The sequence below is a fragment of the Sphingobacterium sp. ML3W genome, from assembly GCF_000747525.1.
Taxonomy (GTDB): domain Bacteria; phylum Bacteroidota; class Bacteroidia; order Sphingobacteriales; family Sphingobacteriaceae; genus Sphingobacterium.
This window is the reverse complement of sequence record NZ_CP009278.1, coordinates 2,377,341-2,396,425: the sequence shown is the minus strand read 5'-3', so window position 1 is coordinate 2,396,425 and position 19,085 is coordinate 2,377,341. Positions and strand designations below refer to the sequence as shown.

17 protein-coding genes are annotated in these 19,085 nt (G+C 38.1%); 6 read left to right on the top strand and 11 right to left on the bottom strand.

Going from position 1 to position 19,085, the window contains the following annotated elements:
* The first annotated feature begins 3 nt into the window (after positions 1-3).
* Both KO02_RS10165 and KO02_RS10160 read left to right on the top strand, forming a co-directional pair.
* Complete coding sequence (locus KO02_RS10165; RefSeq protein ID WP_038698026.1) at positions 4-1,002, top strand: ATP-grasp domain-containing protein; 999 nt, start codon at positions 4-6, stop codon at positions 1,000-1,002.
* Between the two features lie 209 nt (positions 1,003-1,211).
* Positions 1,212-2,171: a helix-turn-helix transcriptional regulator gene (locus KO02_RS10160; RefSeq protein ID WP_038698024.1), complete on the top strand. Its 960-nt coding sequence runs from the start codon at positions 1,212-1,214 to the stop codon at positions 2,169-2,171.
* A gap of 65 nt (positions 2,172-2,236) precedes the next feature.
* On the opposite strand, the gene KO02_RS10155 is transcribed toward KO02_RS10160, so the two are convergent.
* From KO02_RS10155 to KO02_RS10145, 3 genes are all read right to left on the bottom strand, one after another.
* Complete coding sequence (locus tag KO02_RS10155) at positions 2,237-2,707, bottom strand: DinB family protein (RefSeq protein WP_038698022.1); 471 nt, start codon at positions 2,705-2,707, stop codon at positions 2,237-2,239.
* Between the two features lie 70 nt (positions 2,708-2,777).
* A complete protein-coding gene (locus KO02_RS10150; protein ID WP_051959856.1) occupies positions 2,778-4,316 on the bottom strand; it encodes a SulP family inorganic anion transporter in 1,539 nt (512 codons plus the stop codon).
* 85 nt (positions 4,317-4,401) lie between these two features.
* Complete coding sequence (locus KO02_RS10145; protein ID WP_081918351.1) at positions 4,402-5,544, bottom strand: aldo/keto reductase; 1,143 nt, start codon at positions 5,542-5,544, stop codon at positions 4,402-4,404.
* A 281-nt stretch (positions 5,545-5,825) separates the two neighbouring features.
* Between KO02_RS10145 and KO02_RS10140 the strand changes: the two genes are divergently transcribed.
* Positions 5,826-6,722 (top strand): helix-turn-helix domain-containing protein, encoded by an 897-nt coding sequence (locus KO02_RS10140; protein WP_038698020.1) that lies wholly within the window; start codon positions 5,826-5,828, stop codon positions 6,720-6,722.
* Between the two features lie 82 nt (positions 6,723-6,804).
* Here KO02_RS10140 and KO02_RS10135 read toward each other — a convergent pair whose 3' ends face one another.
* From KO02_RS10135 to KO02_RS10120, 4 genes are all read right to left on the bottom strand, one after another.
* Positions 6,805-7,215: a hypothetical protein gene (locus tag KO02_RS10135; protein ID WP_038698018.1), complete on the bottom strand. Its 411-nt coding sequence runs from the start codon at positions 7,213-7,215 to the stop codon at positions 6,805-6,807.
* 72 nt (positions 7,216-7,287) lie between these two features.
* Positions 7,288-7,470: a hypothetical protein gene (locus KO02_RS10130; protein ID WP_038698016.1), complete on the bottom strand. Its 183-nt coding sequence runs from the start codon at positions 7,468-7,470 to the stop codon at positions 7,288-7,290.
* Between the two features lie 150 nt (positions 7,471-7,620).
* Positions 7,621-8,445: an NAD(P)H-hydrate dehydratase gene (locus tag KO02_RS10125; protein ID WP_051959855.1), complete on the bottom strand. Its 825-nt coding sequence runs from the start codon at positions 8,443-8,445 to the stop codon at positions 7,621-7,623.
* Between the two features lie 423 nt (positions 8,446-8,868).
* Positions 8,869-10,362, bottom strand: coding sequence for a right-handed parallel beta-helix repeat-containing protein (locus KO02_RS10120; protein ID WP_051959854.1), 1,494 nt, complete (start codon positions 10,360-10,362; stop codon positions 8,869-8,871).
* Positions 10,363-10,908: 546 nt separating this feature from the next.
* Between KO02_RS10120 and KO02_RS10115 the strand changes: the two genes are divergently transcribed.
* Positions 10,909-12,393, top strand: a complete 1,485-nt coding sequence (locus KO02_RS10115; protein WP_051959853.1) for a TPM domain-containing protein — start codon at positions 10,909-10,911, stop codon at positions 12,391-12,393.
* A 140-nt stretch (positions 12,394-12,533) separates the two neighbouring features.
* Here KO02_RS10115 and KO02_RS10110 read toward each other — a convergent pair whose 3' ends face one another.
* Both KO02_RS10110 and KO02_RS10105 read right to left on the bottom strand, forming a co-directional pair.
* A complete protein-coding gene (locus KO02_RS10110) occupies positions 12,534-13,109 on the bottom strand; it encodes a hypothetical protein (RefSeq protein WP_038698014.1) in 576 nt (191 codons plus the stop codon).
* An 87-nt stretch (positions 13,110-13,196) separates the two neighbouring features.
* Positions 13,197-13,541 carry a DUF4870 domain-containing protein gene (locus tag KO02_RS10105; RefSeq protein ID WP_038698012.1) on the bottom strand — a complete coding sequence of 115 codons (345 nt, stop codon included), beginning with the start codon at positions 13,539-13,541 and terminating at the stop codon, positions 13,197-13,199.
* A gap of 169 nt (positions 13,542-13,710) precedes the next feature.
* On the opposite strand from KO02_RS10105, the gene KO02_RS10100 reads away from it, so the two are divergent.
* Both KO02_RS10100 and KO02_RS10095 read left to right on the top strand, forming a co-directional pair.
* Entirely contained in the window at positions 13,711-15,051 is a 1,341-nt protein-coding gene (locus KO02_RS10100) for a WG repeat-containing protein (RefSeq protein WP_038698010.1), read from the top strand.
* Between the two features lie 231 nt (positions 15,052-15,282).
* On the top strand, positions 15,283-15,612 hold the full coding sequence (locus tag KO02_RS10095; protein WP_038698009.1) for a DUF6122 family protein: 330 nt from the start codon (positions 15,283-15,285) through the stop codon (positions 15,610-15,612).
* 96 nt (positions 15,613-15,708) lie between these two features.
* Here KO02_RS10095 and KO02_RS10090 read toward each other — a convergent pair whose 3' ends face one another.
* Complete coding sequence (locus tag KO02_RS10090; protein ID WP_038698007.1) at positions 15,709-16,767, bottom strand: NAD(P)-dependent alcohol dehydrogenase; 1,059 nt, start codon at positions 16,765-16,767, stop codon at positions 15,709-15,711.
* Positions 16,768-17,314: 547 nt separating this feature from the next.
* Positions 17,315-18,652 (bottom strand): M60 family metallopeptidase, encoded by a 1,338-nt coding sequence (locus KO02_RS10085; protein WP_038698005.1) that lies wholly within the window; start codon positions 18,650-18,652, stop codon positions 17,315-17,317.
* Between the last annotated feature and the right edge of the window lie 433 nt (positions 18,653-19,085).

The following is a 19,085-nucleotide window of genomic DNA, read 5'->3' as shown; positions in this document are numbered from 1 at the left end:
GACATGAAAATCGCATTTATCATCAATCAGACACACAAAGAAAAGGCAAGTTTCACCACCACATTATTAGCACTAAAAGCGCTCCAGCGAGGCCACTCTATTTATTATATCGGACTGGCAGATTTTGTTTATCTCGATCAAGATCAGGTTGGTGCCCATGCTCGAGCCGTACACCATATCGATGATATTTCAGACACCGAACAACTGATTGACACGCTCCGATCCACAACTAAGGAAAGAGTCTTTCTACATGAATTGGATATCCTATGGCTCCGATATGACCCGGTTCTTGATATGATCAATAGACCATGGGCTGCCGCTATGGGGCTGCAATTTGCACAACTAGCACAAAATCTTGGTGTCAGAGTGCTGAACAACCCGCGCGCCCTTATTGATGCCGAAAACAAACTCTATCTTGAAAATTTCCCTGAGGAGATACGTCCGAGAACCATCGTCACCCGTAGTTATGACGATGTAAAAGAGTTTTTTGAAAAGGAAAATAATAAGATCATATTAAAGCCCTTAAAAGGCTCGGGCGGAAAGAATGTATTTCTTGTAAATGAGCTAGAAAGTAAAAACCTCAAGCAAATTGTCGAAGTCATCTGCCGCGATGGTTATTTGATCGCACAGGAATACCTACCCGATGCGCAATATGGTGATATCCGCTTTTTCCTACTCAACGGAAAACCTCTCGTCATCAATGGAAAATACGCCAGTGTACATCGGGTGCAACCTGCTGGCGAGCTAAGGAGCAACATCCATCAGGGAGCCAAGGCACAAAAAGCAATCATCAGCCCGGAACTATTAGCTATGGTCGAAAAAGTTGCAGAGAAACTAGCGAAAGATGGTATGTATTTCGTAGGCCTCGATATTATTGCAGATAAAATCATGGAGATTAACGTCTTCAGCCCCGGCGCTTTACTACTAGCCTCTGCACTAAATGGTGAAGATTATGCTGCCGCAATCATCGCGGATCTTGAACAATCAACTTTGAAAAAATAAAATATTGAACCATCTAAGACGAAATGAATGCTTATGAAATATAAACTGAAATACTCAACCTTTCATTAAGGTGAGCAAGGATAACTATATTAATTAAATGAAAGATATCAAAACAAAATCTATAAATATATCCGTTTCAATGGTTCTCTTTAAAATTTATTCTATATCTTAAACCCATATTCAATCGCATTCAGAAGAAGATTTTTAAAGTGGAAGAACTCAACAGATTTGATCGCATACTCGCTATTTTAATACAACTACAGTCGAAGAAGACAGTCAAAGCACAAGAATTAGCGAACCGTTTTGAGGTCAGCCTTAGGACTATTTACCGCGATATTAGAAGCCTAACTGCGGCAGGGATACCCATTATCGGCGAAGCTGGTCTAGGTTACGAACTGGTAGAAGGGTACAAAATACCCCCCATGATGTTTACAAAACCAGAAATATCGAGTTTTGTTGCAGCTGAGAAACTCGCGATTAAATTTATCGACAAAGAAATGAAAGATCATTTTTCTTCGGCGATCTATAAGCTAAAGGCAATTATACGAAGCTCGGATAAAGATTGGATGGAAACCATAGACAAAAATGTGGTTATGAGGTCCATATCACACAATCAATTGAGCAAAGCACTTCCTAATACACTAACTACGCTTTTCCAGTGCATTGCACAAAAAAATGTATTGGAGATCAGTTATCAGGCCGCTTATCAACAAGAGGCTACCATTAGGGAAATAGAACCCATAGGTGTCTTTCATGAAAGTAATCATTGGTATATCTATGCCTTTTGTCTAGTACGGAACGATTACAGACAATTTCGAACGGATCGTATCTCCAATATCAAGATATTGGATCAGCTGCAATTCAAGAAACATCCCGATCTAGAACAATACCTAGCAGAACGAGAATTAGAAGCTACATTTACACGTGTGGTCATTCATGTCGACCCATTATTTGCGCATTACCTGCATTGGGAACGCAAATATTTTGGTTTTAAAGAAGAAAGCCTAAAAGATGGTCAAGTGGAGATGATTTTTGATATCAAAAACGCTGACATGGGCTTTGCGCGCTGGTTTATGATGTTTGGCGACCATGCAGATATAATCAGCCCCGATTCCTTAAAAGAAAAGGTAAAATCAATCCTGCAATTACAACTTCTGCGTTTAAAATAAGAAAGAAGGCCTCATACAAATTAGGCCTTCTCTCCTATCGATAACTGCTATTATAGAAAAAGATCTTAACGGTCCCAGAAAAATGGAGGTACGATACCTAAAGCGCGCAGATACACAAATCCCTGTGCACGATGATGTACTTCATTATCGATAAAATAGAGAACATTCTCTATAATCGGGAACTCATATTCACCAAACAGGTTAAAAGTCTGATGAAAATCCTCCTCTTTGAGTTGCGCCCAAAGTTGTTTGAGCTCTTCTGTATGCTGATCCCATACTTCCAATATAGCAGCTTTGGTTTCGTATTTATTCGCTTCGGAGTAACCGGTTACCTGTCTATTGACAATACCTGTCAACCCAGGTACAGCGATTGATATCAACTCATTGGCCAATTCACCAAATGTCCGCATTCCCGGTATCGAAAAAGTAAAAAGGTCCTCTTCAGTAAATTTTTCAATTGTCTTTCTTGTTAGGTTTCGATGTCCCAACCAATGTTTCAATAATTCTTCTTTCGAAATAATTGCTACTGTATTCATATCGCTCTATTTTAAATTGATATGTCAAAAATAGCCGTGATATTGACAACCTATTGTCAGTAGCTAAAATTTATTTGGGCATTACTTTATAAGTTGGATCATTTTCCGAAATCTCTATCGCTACCGAACTATTTGCTTTCTTCAAGATTGCCTTACAATCTTGGCTCAAATGACGCAATCTTAGCGTCTTGGATTGCATTCTATACTTTTCAGCTAACTTATTGACCGCATCGATAGCACTCATATCCGTTATCTTACTTTCTTTAAAATCGACAATCACGAGCTCTGGATCCTCGCTAACTTCAAATTTCTCCAAAAAACCAGCCACAGAACCAAAGAACAACGGCCCATATATTTCGTATACTTTATTTCCCTCCTCAACGGTCGTTTTTCGTGCACGGATACGTTTTGCATTATCCCAGGCAAAGACCAGGGCAGAAATAACGACACCAACTAGCACAGCTAAAGCCAGGTTGTGCAGCACAATTGTGATCAGTGCAACCAACATACCAACAAGGATATCCGATTTAGGCATTTTCGTGATGATCCGAAAAGAAACCCATTGAAAAGTGCCGATAGCCACGACCATCATCACCCCTACCAAGGCTGCCATAGGTATCAGCTCGATAAAAGGTGCTGCCACCAAAATAATCGCTAAAATGGTCAATGCCCCAATGATACCCGATAGACGCGAGCGTGAGCCCGCGTTGATGTTGACCAAAGTTTGCGCAACCATGGCACAACCGCCCATGCCACCAAAGAAGCCATTAACAACATTTGCTGTACCCTGTGCCATAGCTTCTCGATTAGCATTACCTTTGGTTGCAGTAAGCTCATCGACCATCGATAACGTCAACAAGGATTCAATCATACCAACAGAAGCCATGACCAACGCAAAAGGAAAGATAATCGTCAACGTCTCCCAATTGAAGGGTATCATCGGTATGTGGAACGCAGGTAGATTACCTTTAACAGAAGCAATATCACCAACCGTCTTGGTATCTATTTTAAAGAAGTATACGACCAGAAAAGTAGCAAGGATGGCAACCAGGGAAGCTGGGATAGCTTTCGATATCTTTGGAAATATATAAACCAGAAGCGCAGAGAATAACGTCAAGGCAAGCATAATGTATCCAGTAGAACCCGAAAGCCAATGCGTGACACCATCAGCATCGACTACTTTAAACTGCTCTACCTGAGACATAAAGATGATAACAGCTAAACCATTCAAGAAGCCATACATCACTGGCTGAGGAATCAATCGAACAAACTTTCCGAATTTAAAAGCACCCACCAAAAACTGCAGAACACCGGCGAGTACCACTGTTGCAAACAGATATTCGACACCGTGCATACTGATCAGCGCGATGAGTGTAACGACAGTTGCACCCGCACCACCAGATATCATGCCGGGCCGTCCTCCTAAAAAAGCGGTGACCAAACCCATCATAAACGCGGCATAAAGACCTGTCAATGGAGACAGACCTGCCAATATTGCAAATGACAATGATTCAGGAATCATGGTCATAGCAACGGTCAATCCGGCTAATAGCTCTACGCTATAATTTATTTTACCATGTGGATTCAAATATCGAAGTACTGCGTTCATTACTTTTTTTATGCAAAAATACACAAGCTTCTGCGGATGCTTGTGTATTTTATATTCTTTTTATTGGAAAGATACCTTGCAATTGTTATTTTCTCACCTGCTCTGCAGAAATACCAGTCAAGCGATCGCCTACAATCGTTATCTGATTCAATTTTGACGTGAGCCCCTGTAGCTCTTCTGTCGAAAATTCAAAATCAGCAGCCCAAAGATTTTCTTGTAAATGAGCCAATTTAGTTGTACCTGGAATGGGAACGATAAAAGGTTTTTGAGCCAATAGCCAAGCTAAAGCAACTTGTGCCACCGTTAATCCCCTATAATCTCCAAATTCTTTCAACGTGTCGATCAATTTCCAATTAGCGATCACATTTTCAGGTTGATATCTAGGTAAAGATGGCCTATTATCATTACGAGCATCATATTTAGAACGTTCATTCAGATAGCCGGTTATCATCCCACGGCTCAATGGACTGTAAGGCACAAAACCGATACCCAATTCCTCGCATAATGGAATTACATCCTTTTCGGGCTGGCGTGTAAATAGAGAGTACTCACTCTGTAAAGCAGTCAAAGGTTGAACGACGTGCGCCTTTCTGATTACTTCCACACTAGCTTCACTCATTCCGAAATGCTTAACCTTACCTTCAGCAATCAGATCTTTAACTGTTCCTGCGACATCTTCAATCGGGATATTAGGATCCACCCGATGTTGGTACAACAGATCAATATAATCTGTTCTCAGGCTTTTTAATGAGTGCTCAACTACAGCTCGTATACGATCGGGATGACTATCTAAACCATCTGCAGGCTTACCATTTTTAAAACCAAATTTGGTTGCAATAATGATTTCCTTACGGAACGGAGCCACGGCCTCTCCCACAAGTTCTTCATTGAAAAATGGACCATAAGCTTCTGCAGTATCATAAAAATTCAGTCCCAATTCTGGAGATTTGCGTAATAAATCGATCATTAGCTTTCGATCAGGAACAAAACTCCTGTGGTAACTCATCCCCATACATCCTAAACCCATAGCCGACACCTCTATACGATGTTCTCCTGCTCCTAACGTCCTAATTTTTGATTTTAGAACAGCTTTATTATTTTCACTATTGTTCTGTTCCTTATCAGCTGCGCTACTACATCCAACAACTCCTAATGCAGAGCTCGCCCATAATGTGGTACCAAATAATGCTCCTTTTTTCAAGAAATCTCTACGATTATTATTTTCCATTCTTTTTATTTTTAATGGTTATACTTCAGTTTCACAAACATTTAAAACTCTTTTGAGAGTTTTATATTACAAAAGAGACAAGCTTATTAATAACTATGTTCAAACTCAGTAAATGCTTCAATGCCATCTTCCTTTTAGCACGATATAACAAAATTGAACAGATTAATTTGATTTGTCCGTATACAGATTACGGTTATACCTACCATTTTTACGGTTACTTACTCAATCCCATGCAGATATGATACTAAATCGTTAATTTTGAATTAATAAAGCAAATGGTTATGGAAGATATAATAAAATTAGATAGTGTAGACACCTACAACAAAATGCGTGGTGTAGAGACTTTGCACCCTTTAGTTACCGTCATCGACCTATCGCAAGCCGTACCGATGCCAGCACAGACGTTCAACTTTGGCCTATATGCTATATATTTAAAAGAAATAAAATGTGGAGAATTGAAGTACGGTCGTCATAACTATGACTTTCAGGAAGGTACCCTCGTTTTTATCGCACCTGGACAAGTACTAGGTGTTCAGCCCAATGTTACGACATTTCAACCTTATGGATGGGCCCTGCTGTTCCATCCCGATTTAATAAAAGGGACTTCTTTAGGAGATAAAATTCAAGCGTATAACTTCTTTTCTTACGATGTCAACGAAGCATTGCACTTATCCGAAAAAGAACGACAGATTGCACTGGATTGCTTTTCCAAAATTCAATATGAAATGGAACACAGCATAGACCAACATAGTAAAACATTAATCTCATCTAATATTGAACTGTTCTTGAACTACTGTAACCGTTTTTATGATAGACAATTCGTAACCAGAGATCACTCGAATAAAGGAGTACTGGAAAAATTTGAAGATTTATTAATGGCTTATTTTTCAGAGAACAAGGCATCAACCAAAGGTTTACCTACCGTTGCCTATTTCGCTTGGGAACTAAACCTTTCCGCAAATTACTTTGGAGATCTGATTAAAAGCGAAACGGGTATTACAGCGCAAGAATATATCCAAACGAAGGTAATCGACCTAGCCAAGCAACGTATATTCGACCATGATAAATCCATCAGCCAGATCGCCTATGAGTTGGGCTTCAGCTACCCCCAACATTTCACCAGACTGTTCAAGCAAAAAGTAGGGATGTCGCCTACTGAATATAGAACAGTAAATTAAGAAGCCCTAGTCACAACTTTAGGCTTCCTTCTTCCTCTCATCTATAGGTAAACAGATATGTTTAATGTGGGGTTTTATTGGACTAGAATATTTCCAGCGGATTTACATTTTGTGCTTTTTTTAGCACATTGTATTCCTTTATATAATTGGAAAACACATCATAATCCACCTTTTCCTCATTCTCTAGTCTTTCAATCAATTCAGGCTCATCTTCCATCATTTTAGTTAAATTGAGATTACGGTTTTTCTTAGACATTCTTCCCAACAGGAAAAAACCAGACATCTTCAGTTCTGCAATTTCACCAGTTGATCGTTTCAGCGCATAATAAAAATTAGTAGGTGTCGAAAAACTACCTCTATTACCTTGCCTTTTAAAATTATATACGATGATATCCCCATCATGCAATATTTCTGTAAAAAGTGGTTTGTTTTTCAATCTCACCTTTTCTTTTATGACATACATTTTGGGATCCGAATCTTTTATCTTCTCCATCCCCAATTCTATAAAAGAGGTCGCGTAATGCTTATCCGTATTGTGGTTATATATACGATAAATTTGAGGAGGTTAATAAGTTTTCTTTTCACCATTAACCAGCATATAGACCTTTTTATTTTTCACAGAGCCCATTTCACCATAGATGGTATCTCCTTTCATCGTGACAACATAATCTTTCATTTGTTGCGCTAGCCCTTGTTGCAGCGTTAATAACCCCGAAGATAAGGTAAGCAAAAGCAGTGTTTTTTTCATAAAATGATTGGCTTATAACCTTGAGTAAAGGTAATAATAAAATTAATTTTAATGCAAATAAAATTCAACAAACTATGAAACATTCAAGAATAGACTATAACATCAATTAACCTTATAATAAGAGAGATAAGGCTTACTTAGAAACAAATTTTATTGACGGACTCTTTTAAAAGCGTTAGCAAAATTCTCAATAACATCAGTTATGATCATGGTTTCCATAGTTTGCGTTTTTAAGGTAAGGTCAGCTGCCAAACCATGAATAAACACACCTATACTCGCGGCGCTAAAAGGTACATATCCCTGAGCTAAAAAGGAGGTGATCAACCCGGTCAACGCATCTCCAGACCCGCCTTTTGCAAGACCAGCATTACCGGTGGTATTGTACACGATTTGCTCATCCGATATTACCGCCGTTTCATGCCCTTTTAATACAATAATGATATGGTATTCTTTTGCTTTTTTGATTGCGGTATTGATCCGATCTTCTCTATTTTGATGGGTGCCAAACAGCCGATCGAACTCTTTGGGGTGAGGTGTGATGATGGTCCCTGCTGGTATCTGCAGCAACAGTTTTTTTGCATTAGAAATGATGTTCAATCCATCTGCATCCAACACTAAAGGCTTGTTAAATTGCGTCAGGGCCTTAATCAACAATTCTTCCGAAGCGCTATCGGTACCCAGACCCGGGCCTATCCCTATTGCCGAGAACTTTTCTATCTGATGCTGCTTTTCTTCTCTCATATCGAGCATTGCTTCGGGGACAGTAGTTTGCATAATAAGTCTTTCATCAGCGGGTACGCTTACCGTCAACAATCCAACACCCGACCTTATCGCTGCCTTGGCTGATATCACAGCAGCTCCCATACTGCCTTTTCGACCCGCAATGATAAGTGCATGACCATAATCTCCTTTATTGGAAAATATATCTCTTTCTTTCAATTGAGATCTGATACCTTTTCTTTTAAGTTTATGCATTGCACTTTACAATTTAGTAGTTAAGAAATGTGAATTCCAAATATTTTGAGGCATACAAGAGTACAGATTACTTTTTTTGTGTTCAAAAAAATACACTTCTATAGAAATCTGACCTGAAGCTAAGCATTTTTTTTTACGTTCATAGGGCTGACTTTCTTAATGATACGATTCCGCTATTTGCAGATTAAAAATATCCACGTTATGCCATTCTGGCCAATATAAAATAATAATTCACTCAGATTAAAACAATATGAAAAATAATAGATAAGATTTTCAAAAGGTCAAATACTAAGTGGAATAGCATCCAAAGAAAAAGCAAACAGCATTATCTCATGGCAACATTATTTTTTGTATAGAAAACACAGAGAATGAACCCTGTATCATTTTGACATAAAGTTTCAGCATCTAGTGTTTAAATCATTATCATTTGGAAATAGCGGTCTGATCAAAAAAATCTTCCAACGCTTGTCTATCCAAATAAACGATTTCCTGCTTGCCTTGCGCGATACATTTAATTTTTAAAAATCTAGCTCGCAATGCCTCTGCTGAATAGCCCTTCAAATCCGGATTCATCCTATTGGTCTTCGCTAGAATAACCTTTGAATCAAATTCACCGATAAAGGTATTGTCCATCGTTAAATTCTTGGTAGAAGTCTGCAGATCAAAACTCGATTTTTGCTGTGCTATGAATATGTTTTCAAAAATCTTAGTCTGATCGGCATACCCACCCCAGGAATCCGAGGTGAGTACTGAGCGATGTACGTTTTCAGCACTTTTGGGGCCAGCATAGATGATGTTTCTATAAATCGATGTCTCTTTTGCAGGCCCGGCAATATGAATGGATGGTGAAAACATACCCACACGAGTAGGTTTAATGCGGTTTCCGTCATCTATACTCAAATTGTATTGCACCCGAGTACCTATGTTGCCTATTTGATCGCGCGATTCACCAGAATTGCATATCAATACAAATCCGCCAGCATTTTGGTGGCTGTAGTTGTATTGAATAACGGTATTCCGACAGTTATAATCGGAATCAAATCCCTGTGCATCCCAAGGAGCATTATGCCCCGTAACTTCATTAAATTGGATTGTTGTATTGTCACAGCTCCAAGGCCAAAATCCGGCCGCAGCTTCGGTTTGTGGCAAAATCTCTGGGCAATCTACCATTTTATTGAATTCTATCAAGGTATTGACACAGGCAATGGGTACAATACCATCCCCAGGAACACCCTGGATAAAATTATTTCGGACAATGGTATTGGTACTGGGGAACCATCGGTGGTACCGATTCCAGTTGGCGCTCCAAATCATCCCATTCCGCTGGCATCTCTTGATGGTACAGTCCTCGATCAATAATGCATCAAAATTAGAAAGGATGGAATCACCTCGACTTTCGATTAAAATACCCGAGCCTCCGCCTTCGCCCTTCACCAAGCTGCCATTAACATCTCTAATATCTAAACCACTCAATACAAGGGTATGGGCTGTTCCATAATTGCTACTCTCGAGCTTAACACCGGTACGGTTGGGCAATATTGTGGAACCCGTGTTGACAACTTCTATATCCTTGAGCTGCAAATAGGAACTATTGAAGATGCGCACGGCATATAATGAATGATCAGGTGCTCTGATGATCGGCTTATGACCTTGACCATAGGCGGAAACCATAATAGGCTCCAAAAAACTACCTTGAGCTGAAAGCTCTAGAACTTGATCGAATACCTCCCCTCGTTTCAATGCTATACAATCTCCGGCATTCAGGCGAAGGTTAGCTAACTTATTAAAACTTCTCCAGGCGTCTTGAGGAGAAAGGCCTGAATTAGTATCCTTACCTGCTGTTGGGTCTAAATAATAGGTGCTTGCTGATAAAAAATAAGGCATCAGCAATAAAATCAATAACTGGATTTTTTTCATCTAATTTATGAATAAGGGTTAGTTTCAATTGTATGATTGAGCTCGTTCAAACTTAACAGCATCTTGTTCTGAAAAAGCAGAAATCAACTTTTCTTACTATGGATTGACATGGCGGTTTAATATTAAGTATTTATCATACACGCAATTGGTCGTGATTACACAATGATACAAATAATTTGAATCAATAAAAACTGGGATGAAAAACTGAGGCCCTGTTTTTATTAATCTTAGCTGCGTATTATACGTATCAGCGATTAACAATAAAATCAAAGAAGAGAGATTACACTCTATATTTTACCAAGCTTTACCATAAATTCCTAAATTCACAACAAATTAACCCAAGTCAAAAGGCTTTAATTTTCACATACGACCATCTAAAAAATCCGTATATTTCCACTGAAAAATAAACCTCTATGAAAATTAATCTGATTGACCAAATTATAGGCATTTATATTTTCCATTCTAAGATCCAAAATAGTATAGCAGGATCAAACAGCTGGGCATGAAGGGTTTTTAACGTTCGAAACACAAAATTTAATTTAGGTAATGTCAACAATTCTAAAAAAAATTAGTCACACCGTTTTTACCCTAATTCTTCTAATAGGGTCATCCGCTACTTTTGCTCAGTATACCGTTGAGAACATTCCTAATCCCAAAACTCAAGGGCAGATCCATTTTGTTTCCAATCCCGATCATATCCTTTCTCAAAACGTAGCGAACGAACTCGATGCGATAAGTTGGCAAATCGATTCGGTCACAAAATGTGAATTTGCAATCGTTATCGTCGACGACTACTTGGGCGATGACGACTTTGAGTTTGCACTAAAACTATTCAATACCTGGGGGATCGGGAAGAAAGAAAGTAATAATGGTCTACTTCTTTTTATTGCTAAAAACAGACATGAATATCGCTTTATATCAGGCTATGGCATGGAGAGCATATTGCCAGATGCCTACCTGAAGCGTATTGGCGAGCAGTATCTAGTACCCAATTTCCGACAGGATGAATATGACAGAGGGGTCTTGGAGACCGCAAGATTTATCCAAAAAGTGTTGGGCTCGCCAGATGCACAGGCCGAATTGGACAGCTTAATGCCCGAATCCATCCCTTTCTGGAATATTAAAAACCCGACCTTACGAAATTCAGTATTAGTTATAGTCTTATTTATATTGCTCTATGGCTGGATTACCGCTGTAACCAAAATGACAAAAGGGAAAATAACCAAAAAAAGCAATTACTTCACACCTTTGATCAGTGGTTGCGGCTGTATGGGTATGTTGATGTTTATCACCATATTTATTTTCGCATTTGTCTTGGAGAATGTCGAACAAGTATACCAAGTTAAAAACCTGCCCTATTTCTTGCTCATTTTTGCTGTTATTACGCTAGCGATGAAGTACAATGCCGGACTTACAGTGGTCACAGCATCGTATAAAGATGAGGAAAATATTCAGCGTGCCGTACGCCGATTTCTGAAATGGAATTTCATCCCCTTGTTGATAAGTCCTTTGGCATGGATAGATTTTGGGAGATCCATCAAACGATTACAGCTCCATGCAGGACGACTGGAAGCACCCGACAGTTCAGGAAATTGGTCAAGAATGAACAGAGACCAAACCAGTCCAAAACAGATCAAGTCATTTTTAGACGCAGGACAATTGATGGAAGAAAAAATCAATAGTCGTGAATACGAAGTATGGGTAAACAGTAAGACGAGTGAAACTAAATTAATCCCTTGGGACAAGAACAACAATACAGTGGCATGCCCGCAATGCCATTATAAAACATTAGAAAAAGATCTACGAAAAACGATTACCAAGGCAACTTATACCGCTGGAGGATTAGAAGAAAAGTATGAATTGTGTAAATACTGTGGCTATACCCTATCTCATGGCACCAGTAGCACAGCACGATTGGTCAGGTCCACCTCAAGTAGTTCTGGAAGTGGATCCAGCAGCTCAAGAAGTTCGGGAGGTGGAAGTTTTGGAGGTGGTTCTTCAGGAGGAGGAGGCGCAGGAGGGCGCTGGTAACAATCATTTTCAATTCATGAGTATTGAACTGTATAACAAAATACCCGCCATCCTATTGAGCAAAAGGATGGTGGGTATCCATACTTAAACAAGAAGAATAGCTATTATAAATAAAATTTATAATAGCTCTCTATTTAAGCTTATAGCGTATTGAATTTCAATTCTCCATAAAAAAGCGTCTCGATATCAATTAAATTGAAATCATCATCACGATCTCCACTGTACATATAGATGTAAACAGATTTTTTAAAATCTTCCACAGGAATTACTTTGTCTACGGCAAGATCCTTAAACCTTAAAATTGTTCTCTTTGCCACATAATTATCCGCAGTTCCCGTGGGATTTTCATCAAATCGATGGTCCATATTGTCTGTATAATACCAGTAACTTGGGGCATCATTAGTCACCATTAGTTCTTGATCTGGATTAAAACGACCATCTGCGATTCCGGTATTTGCAAACCAGCTTACTTCCAAATCTACGGTTCCTATTGCAGAGCGATACAAATCATCATCAAAAGTTGCCCCTACCAGAAACCCGTCCACATCCTGTGCAGTGAATGCAAATGAAAACGCCTCACTTTTAAGGTAATAAACATCATCTTTCGGTTCTACGGCAATTCCATTTTGAATAATTTTCACCTTAAAACTAGGTGATTGTGCCCACGCAGTGCTAGAGATTAGTACAGCTAAAAGACATAAACCTGCTTTTTTCATAAGATTCTTTATTTAAATAAGTTTTCATTCATGCGTAGTTATTCAGAAAAGCCGCCAATTAGAATAGGCACCTCTTTAAACTTTACTTTAGATCATTGAAAACCATTTTTGAAAAAATTGACCAACAACAGGTACTTCTTTTTCTTGTTTATTAACAGCAGCTAAGATTCCCAAAACAAGTGCAATGAGAACGATAATACCAGCTACTTTTGAAAGTATCCCACCTATTCCAGGTATAAAACTTAATGTTCCCAAAGCCATAGCAAAAACGGTAATGCCGATGCTTTGACGGATATGGAACCGTCCAAGCGAAGTTGGATTACTATTATTCATTACTAAAGCTGCAACAAGCCCGATAAGAGTCAGGTACGACACAATCGCCACTGTTTTTCCTTGATTAGCTTCACCCAAATTCATTTTATTTTTATCCATGATTTAATTATTTACAATTACTGACTGCAAAATTATGCCTATTGGAAACTTTATCCTATAGCTGAAATTAGGGATATTTGAAGGAATGAACTGTTCCACAAAACTAGCCGAAAGCAGGGATAAAAAGCTATGATTAAAAACAGAATATTTGCATTATTAATTTAAGAATATGAAAAAATTAACGTTAACAATCGCTGCTGTCTGCTTAACTAGTTTAACTGTATTAGCACAATCTACCAAGTTCTTTCGAATTGATTACAGTGTCCATGCTGAAGAACTACTCGATGATCACGTGCGTGCATGGGTAAATAAAGACTTTACACGCATTTCTTATACACATGACGAGAGCCATGTCGAAATTACCAATAAAAAAAGCAATAGAACGTTTTTATTGATACCACAATCACAAGAATATCTCATTCTTAATGACGGTGTTAAAAATGATTATAGCCAAATCCCGATTCAATATATCAAAGGAAAAGAAAAAAACATCGCGGGATATAACTGTAAACTTGCCCTGATCACTTTTGAGCCGAATGAAGATACAGATACGAGAATAGAGTTGGAGGTCTGGTATACCGAACAGATCCCTTTTGTTTCGTGGTCAGAGTATAATTTCTTAGAAATGTTACCAGGTGCGCCATTATCAATCATGGTCGCTGGAAATGGTTTTATGGCCAGCCAAGTAAAAACAGAAGAATTGGCAACCTCATTATTCGAAATTCCAGAGGATTACAGCCCAATGGAAGTTGATAGTGCTGTTGGTTATACTGAAAATCAAGTCGCTGAGGACCGCTATTTCTTTGTCGATGAGCATGGTGCCTATGGTTTGAGAAATGAAAATAACGAGATAATCATCCAACCAAAATATGCTAATATCGGTTATTTTCAAGATGGAGTAGCCATCGTTTATGATTCAGCGGACAAACAAGGAGCAATAAATTTACAAGGACAAGAAATTATACCTGTACAGTATGACTACCTAACCTATTCTGAAGATGACGCCAAATTTCTATGTGGAAACGATGATAGATACGGTTTACTAGATGCCGATGGAAACGTATTTATCCCTGCCAAATATGAAATGATCAGCTTTCCAAAAGAAGGTCTTTTACAATTTACGATCAATAATAAAATGGGGCTGATGAATGAAAAGGAACAAATTATCATTCCCGCAAAGTATGAAATGATATTCATGCACAATAAAGATTACTTTGTGACGATGGAAGACCTCACATATGCTTTACATAGCATCAAAGACAACAAAAAAATAGCCAGTGGGTATGATTATCTAGGTTTACCTGATCAAGGAAATATTTTTTTAGCGCAAAAAAATGGCAAATTTGGTTATATCGATAATACCGGTAAAACAGTAATCCCTTTCAAATTTGCGACCGCAATTCCATTCGAAGACAATATGGCCATGGTCTCGGAAGATGAAGATAGCTATGAATATTATTTCATTGATACAAAAGGCCAAAAGATCGTTGCGGTTGAAGCAGCTATGTAGAGATTATCTTATCGTTAAAAGAGTCAAAAACATACCCATTCGTTTATAAACTACTAAAAACAAAAAGGCTTATCCAATAACTGATAAGCCTTTTTGTTTTCAACTATTGCGCTTTATAAAAAAACAGACAATAGCTTAGTGATTGCTATTAATATTTAACTTTTGGATTCTTATCTTTACAGCAGTTAAAAGGATTAAAAAGCTACTACTATCACTACATTTCGTTTACAAATGGATATTGACATCTTACATTACCTACAACCATTCGTTCATTATAGTTTACACTTTTTAGTACCGGGATTACTTTCCTTTTTGTTTTTCAGGAAACAATGGAAACGTGCCTGGCTTATTATGATTGCTACGATGTTAGTCGATCTGGACCACCTATTAGCTACTCCAATTTTCGCGGCAGACCGCTGCAGTATAGGATTTCACCCACTTCACTCCTATTATGCAATTGCAGTTTACTTCCTTTTACTCTTTTTCCCTAAAACACGTATTGTTGCTGTAGGTTTACTATTCCATATGCTTACAGACTGGCAAGATTGCCAATGGCCTTGAGGCATAAGCTCCCATTAAACGGCTGCATTTAAGTGAATTTGTATCTTTAAAACTTCCTTGTTCAAAAAAATAGATTGCCGATACTTTTATTCCCAATTAACCTTTCAAGGATGCCATATCGATTACAAACCTGTACTTTACATCACTTTTAAGCATTCTTTCATAAGCCGCATTGATGTCCTGCATATTGATCATTTCAATCTCCGAAACAATATTGTGTTTCCCACAAAAATCGAGCATTTCTTGTGTCTCAGCAAGACCTCCAATTAAGGATCCGGCCACAGATTTCCTACCCATAATTAAAGGTACAGTATTCAGTATAGGCTCAAGTCCACCTAGATACCCCACTAAAACCAAAGTCCCGTCAATACATAAGGTAGAAATATAAGGATTCACATCGTGAATATAAGGCACAGTATCAATGATCAGATCAAATTTGCCTTGCACTGAACTCATTTGATCTTCATCTGTCGATATAACAACCGCATCAGCCCCTAAATCAAATGCATCTTTTTCTTTATTTGGAGATCTAGAGAATAAGGTCACTTCCGCTCCCAAACCTTTCGCTAACTTGATTGCCATATGGCCCAATCCTCCTAATCCGATTACTGCAACCCTACTTCCTGCTTTAACGTTCCAGTGTCTCAATGGAGACCACGTTGTTATTCCCGCGCAAAGCAATGGTGCAACAGCTGCCAGATCAAGATTAGCAGGCACTTTCAGCACAAAATGTTCATCCACTACAATTTTTTCAGAATATCCACCAAAAGTATGGCCACCACTGTGTTTATCCATACCGCCATAAGTAACTGTTGATCCCGATAAACAATACTGTTCAAGATCTTTTTTACAACTATCACAAGTATGACAAGAATCTACCAAACAGCCGACACCTGCAAGATCACCGACTTTCAGTTTCGTCACATCGCTACCAACTTTTGTTACTCTACCCACAATTTCATGTCCCGGAATCAAAGGATATTTTTCCTTGCCCCAATCTCCATGAATATGATGCATATCAGAATGACACACTCCACAATACAAGATATCAATCTCAATATCTTTAGCGCTAACTTCTCGTCGCTGAATTACTAGTTCTTTTACTTTTTCACCTAATTCTTCAATTCCGAAAGCTTTTATATTTGTTGTTTCCATAGCTTACAATATTTTAATTTTAAATCTTTATTCAATTACTTGTTATAATTTCAAGATATCAATTGGGTTTACTTACTCCTTAATTTTTAAGGATATACAATTCAGGATTCCGAACAACGTTTGTTACAATAAACACCGATATAAAATAACAATACAAATTACGCTAGCTTAATTAGAATTATACTTATACAGATTACAGCAATGCATACCATTTTTACGGTTACAGATACAACAATGACAACAATTCATTAAAAAAAGAGAGTAGAAAGGAGATAAAATATTCGAAAAAATCATGTAATGCTAACAAATTATCTACACCTCCAGAGGGACTTTAAAAGTCCGATATTAACTGTCTCAGAACGAAAAAAATTGACCTTGGCCAATTGATAATAACCCTTCAGGACACCTAACTTTTATTCCAATAGTCACCTCATCCCAAATCTACATCACGGTCGAGTTGGTGTATGGCATAAAGATGCTAAGGTAATTGTCTTTTCTTTACAAGGCATATTACCCTAGCATCTAAAAAATTGCACCGGTCTAAAGACTAATCCCTAAGTGTAGTCAGGTCCACATCAGGTGCAGGTAGATTTAGATCTGCTATCGCTGTATAAATAGACTCGTTCACTACAAATCCCCATTTTCTAAAAAAGTCCGATAAGTCTCTTTGAGCTATTTTACAAGTATTGAGCATGAAATAACGCATTTTCTCCTCATCACTTGATACCGTTGGTCGCTCTTCTCTCGTCAATCGACTCATTTTTATATAAAGGTCATCTCCAAAAGCCAATCCCAACTGATAGAACATAATAAGTTTCAAATCATTATCACCAGCATTATAACTACGGGTCGCTATAGGTTTCTGAAAATAACTATCCATTTTTGGCCATGAATTGTTAGCAGTAATACGACTAACCGGTAATCCGAATCCCCTTTCTGCTGCCAAAGAATATATATTGACCGTAGTTTCGGTCAGTCCACCCCATGTCCACGCTTTCTGTTGATAAGTATGACCCACTTCGTGCCAGATTCCCCATCCATTGGTGTTCGATAGATATTTAGGTTGTAGCATTCGGTAAGAAAGAGACTCAGTATAGTAAATCGAAATACCAGCAGCCATATAACCTCCAGAAGCAGAATCTCTAACCGTGATCAAATGCTTATTGTCTGGAATGGCATGTATGCCCGTAGTGCCACTTAAACCACTGATATAATCTGCATACCCAATGATGGAATCAAGTCGTTCGACAATAAGCTGCTGATCTTCATCCTTATACAATAAAGCTTCATCCATATTCGCTACCATAACCGTACGATCAGAAGAGAAAACCACATCTGGAACCATATTTTTCAACGAATCCAATGTTCTTACCCATTGATTATGGGTAGTTTTTCCCTTCTCGAAAAATGGTGCGGCAACAAATCCATCTTTAAAAGAAATCTCCATTTCGCCTTGCGTATTTCCATTATTGGCGGTATAGATCAAGTATACCAATCCACCATATTGATCGACCTGAAATGTTTGTTCGCCCTCTACTAAGTCGACATACTGTCTTACTGGACGAATATTATCTCTAAATGGAGTTCCTATAGCTACACGAGCGGAGGTAGTTCCTGAGAGCGTCTTAACTTTTAGGGTAACACTACTGTTGGGGATCGCGTAATAGCCTGTGGCCTGCATATCATTGTGGTTGGCCCTAAATTGTAACCGATCGGCCACTGCAGATGCCGAAGGAGTAACGAGAAATCGCTGAATAGAATCAGCCACTGCCAATTCAGTCGTTTCCGGCTGGGGAACCGGATTTAAATTATCTTCGGTTACTTTACAAGAAGATAATAAACTAATGAAGCACATCGTTAGTGCATAAAAAGGTTTTTTTTTCATACGAAAATTTGGTTTACAATATATTAATGAATAAAATATATCCAATTTCAAATAACATATCTTAAACTAAACCATATGAGAATAACAACATCGCTTCTCCCGATTTTCATCTAGCTATACCAAAATTAAAGGCAGCAAAACATTTACGCTACAAATTTCCGCAAAGCGATAAGATCAATGACAACTTGCTATTGTTTGGTAGATGGATATAATATAAAAAATTAGATAGAATATGGGTTATCTAATGGTCTTATATAATTTAGTTTTATTATTTGTTATATATTCGAAAGTACCGACCATGTATAACTATTCCTATCCGATTAAGTAAACAATCGATTGTCCGAAAGACGAAAACGTTGTAATAATTTCATTATGAAAATCCCATTCCAAGCCTGTCCATTGAATTTATATCAAAAAAAAACAGTAAGTTGTA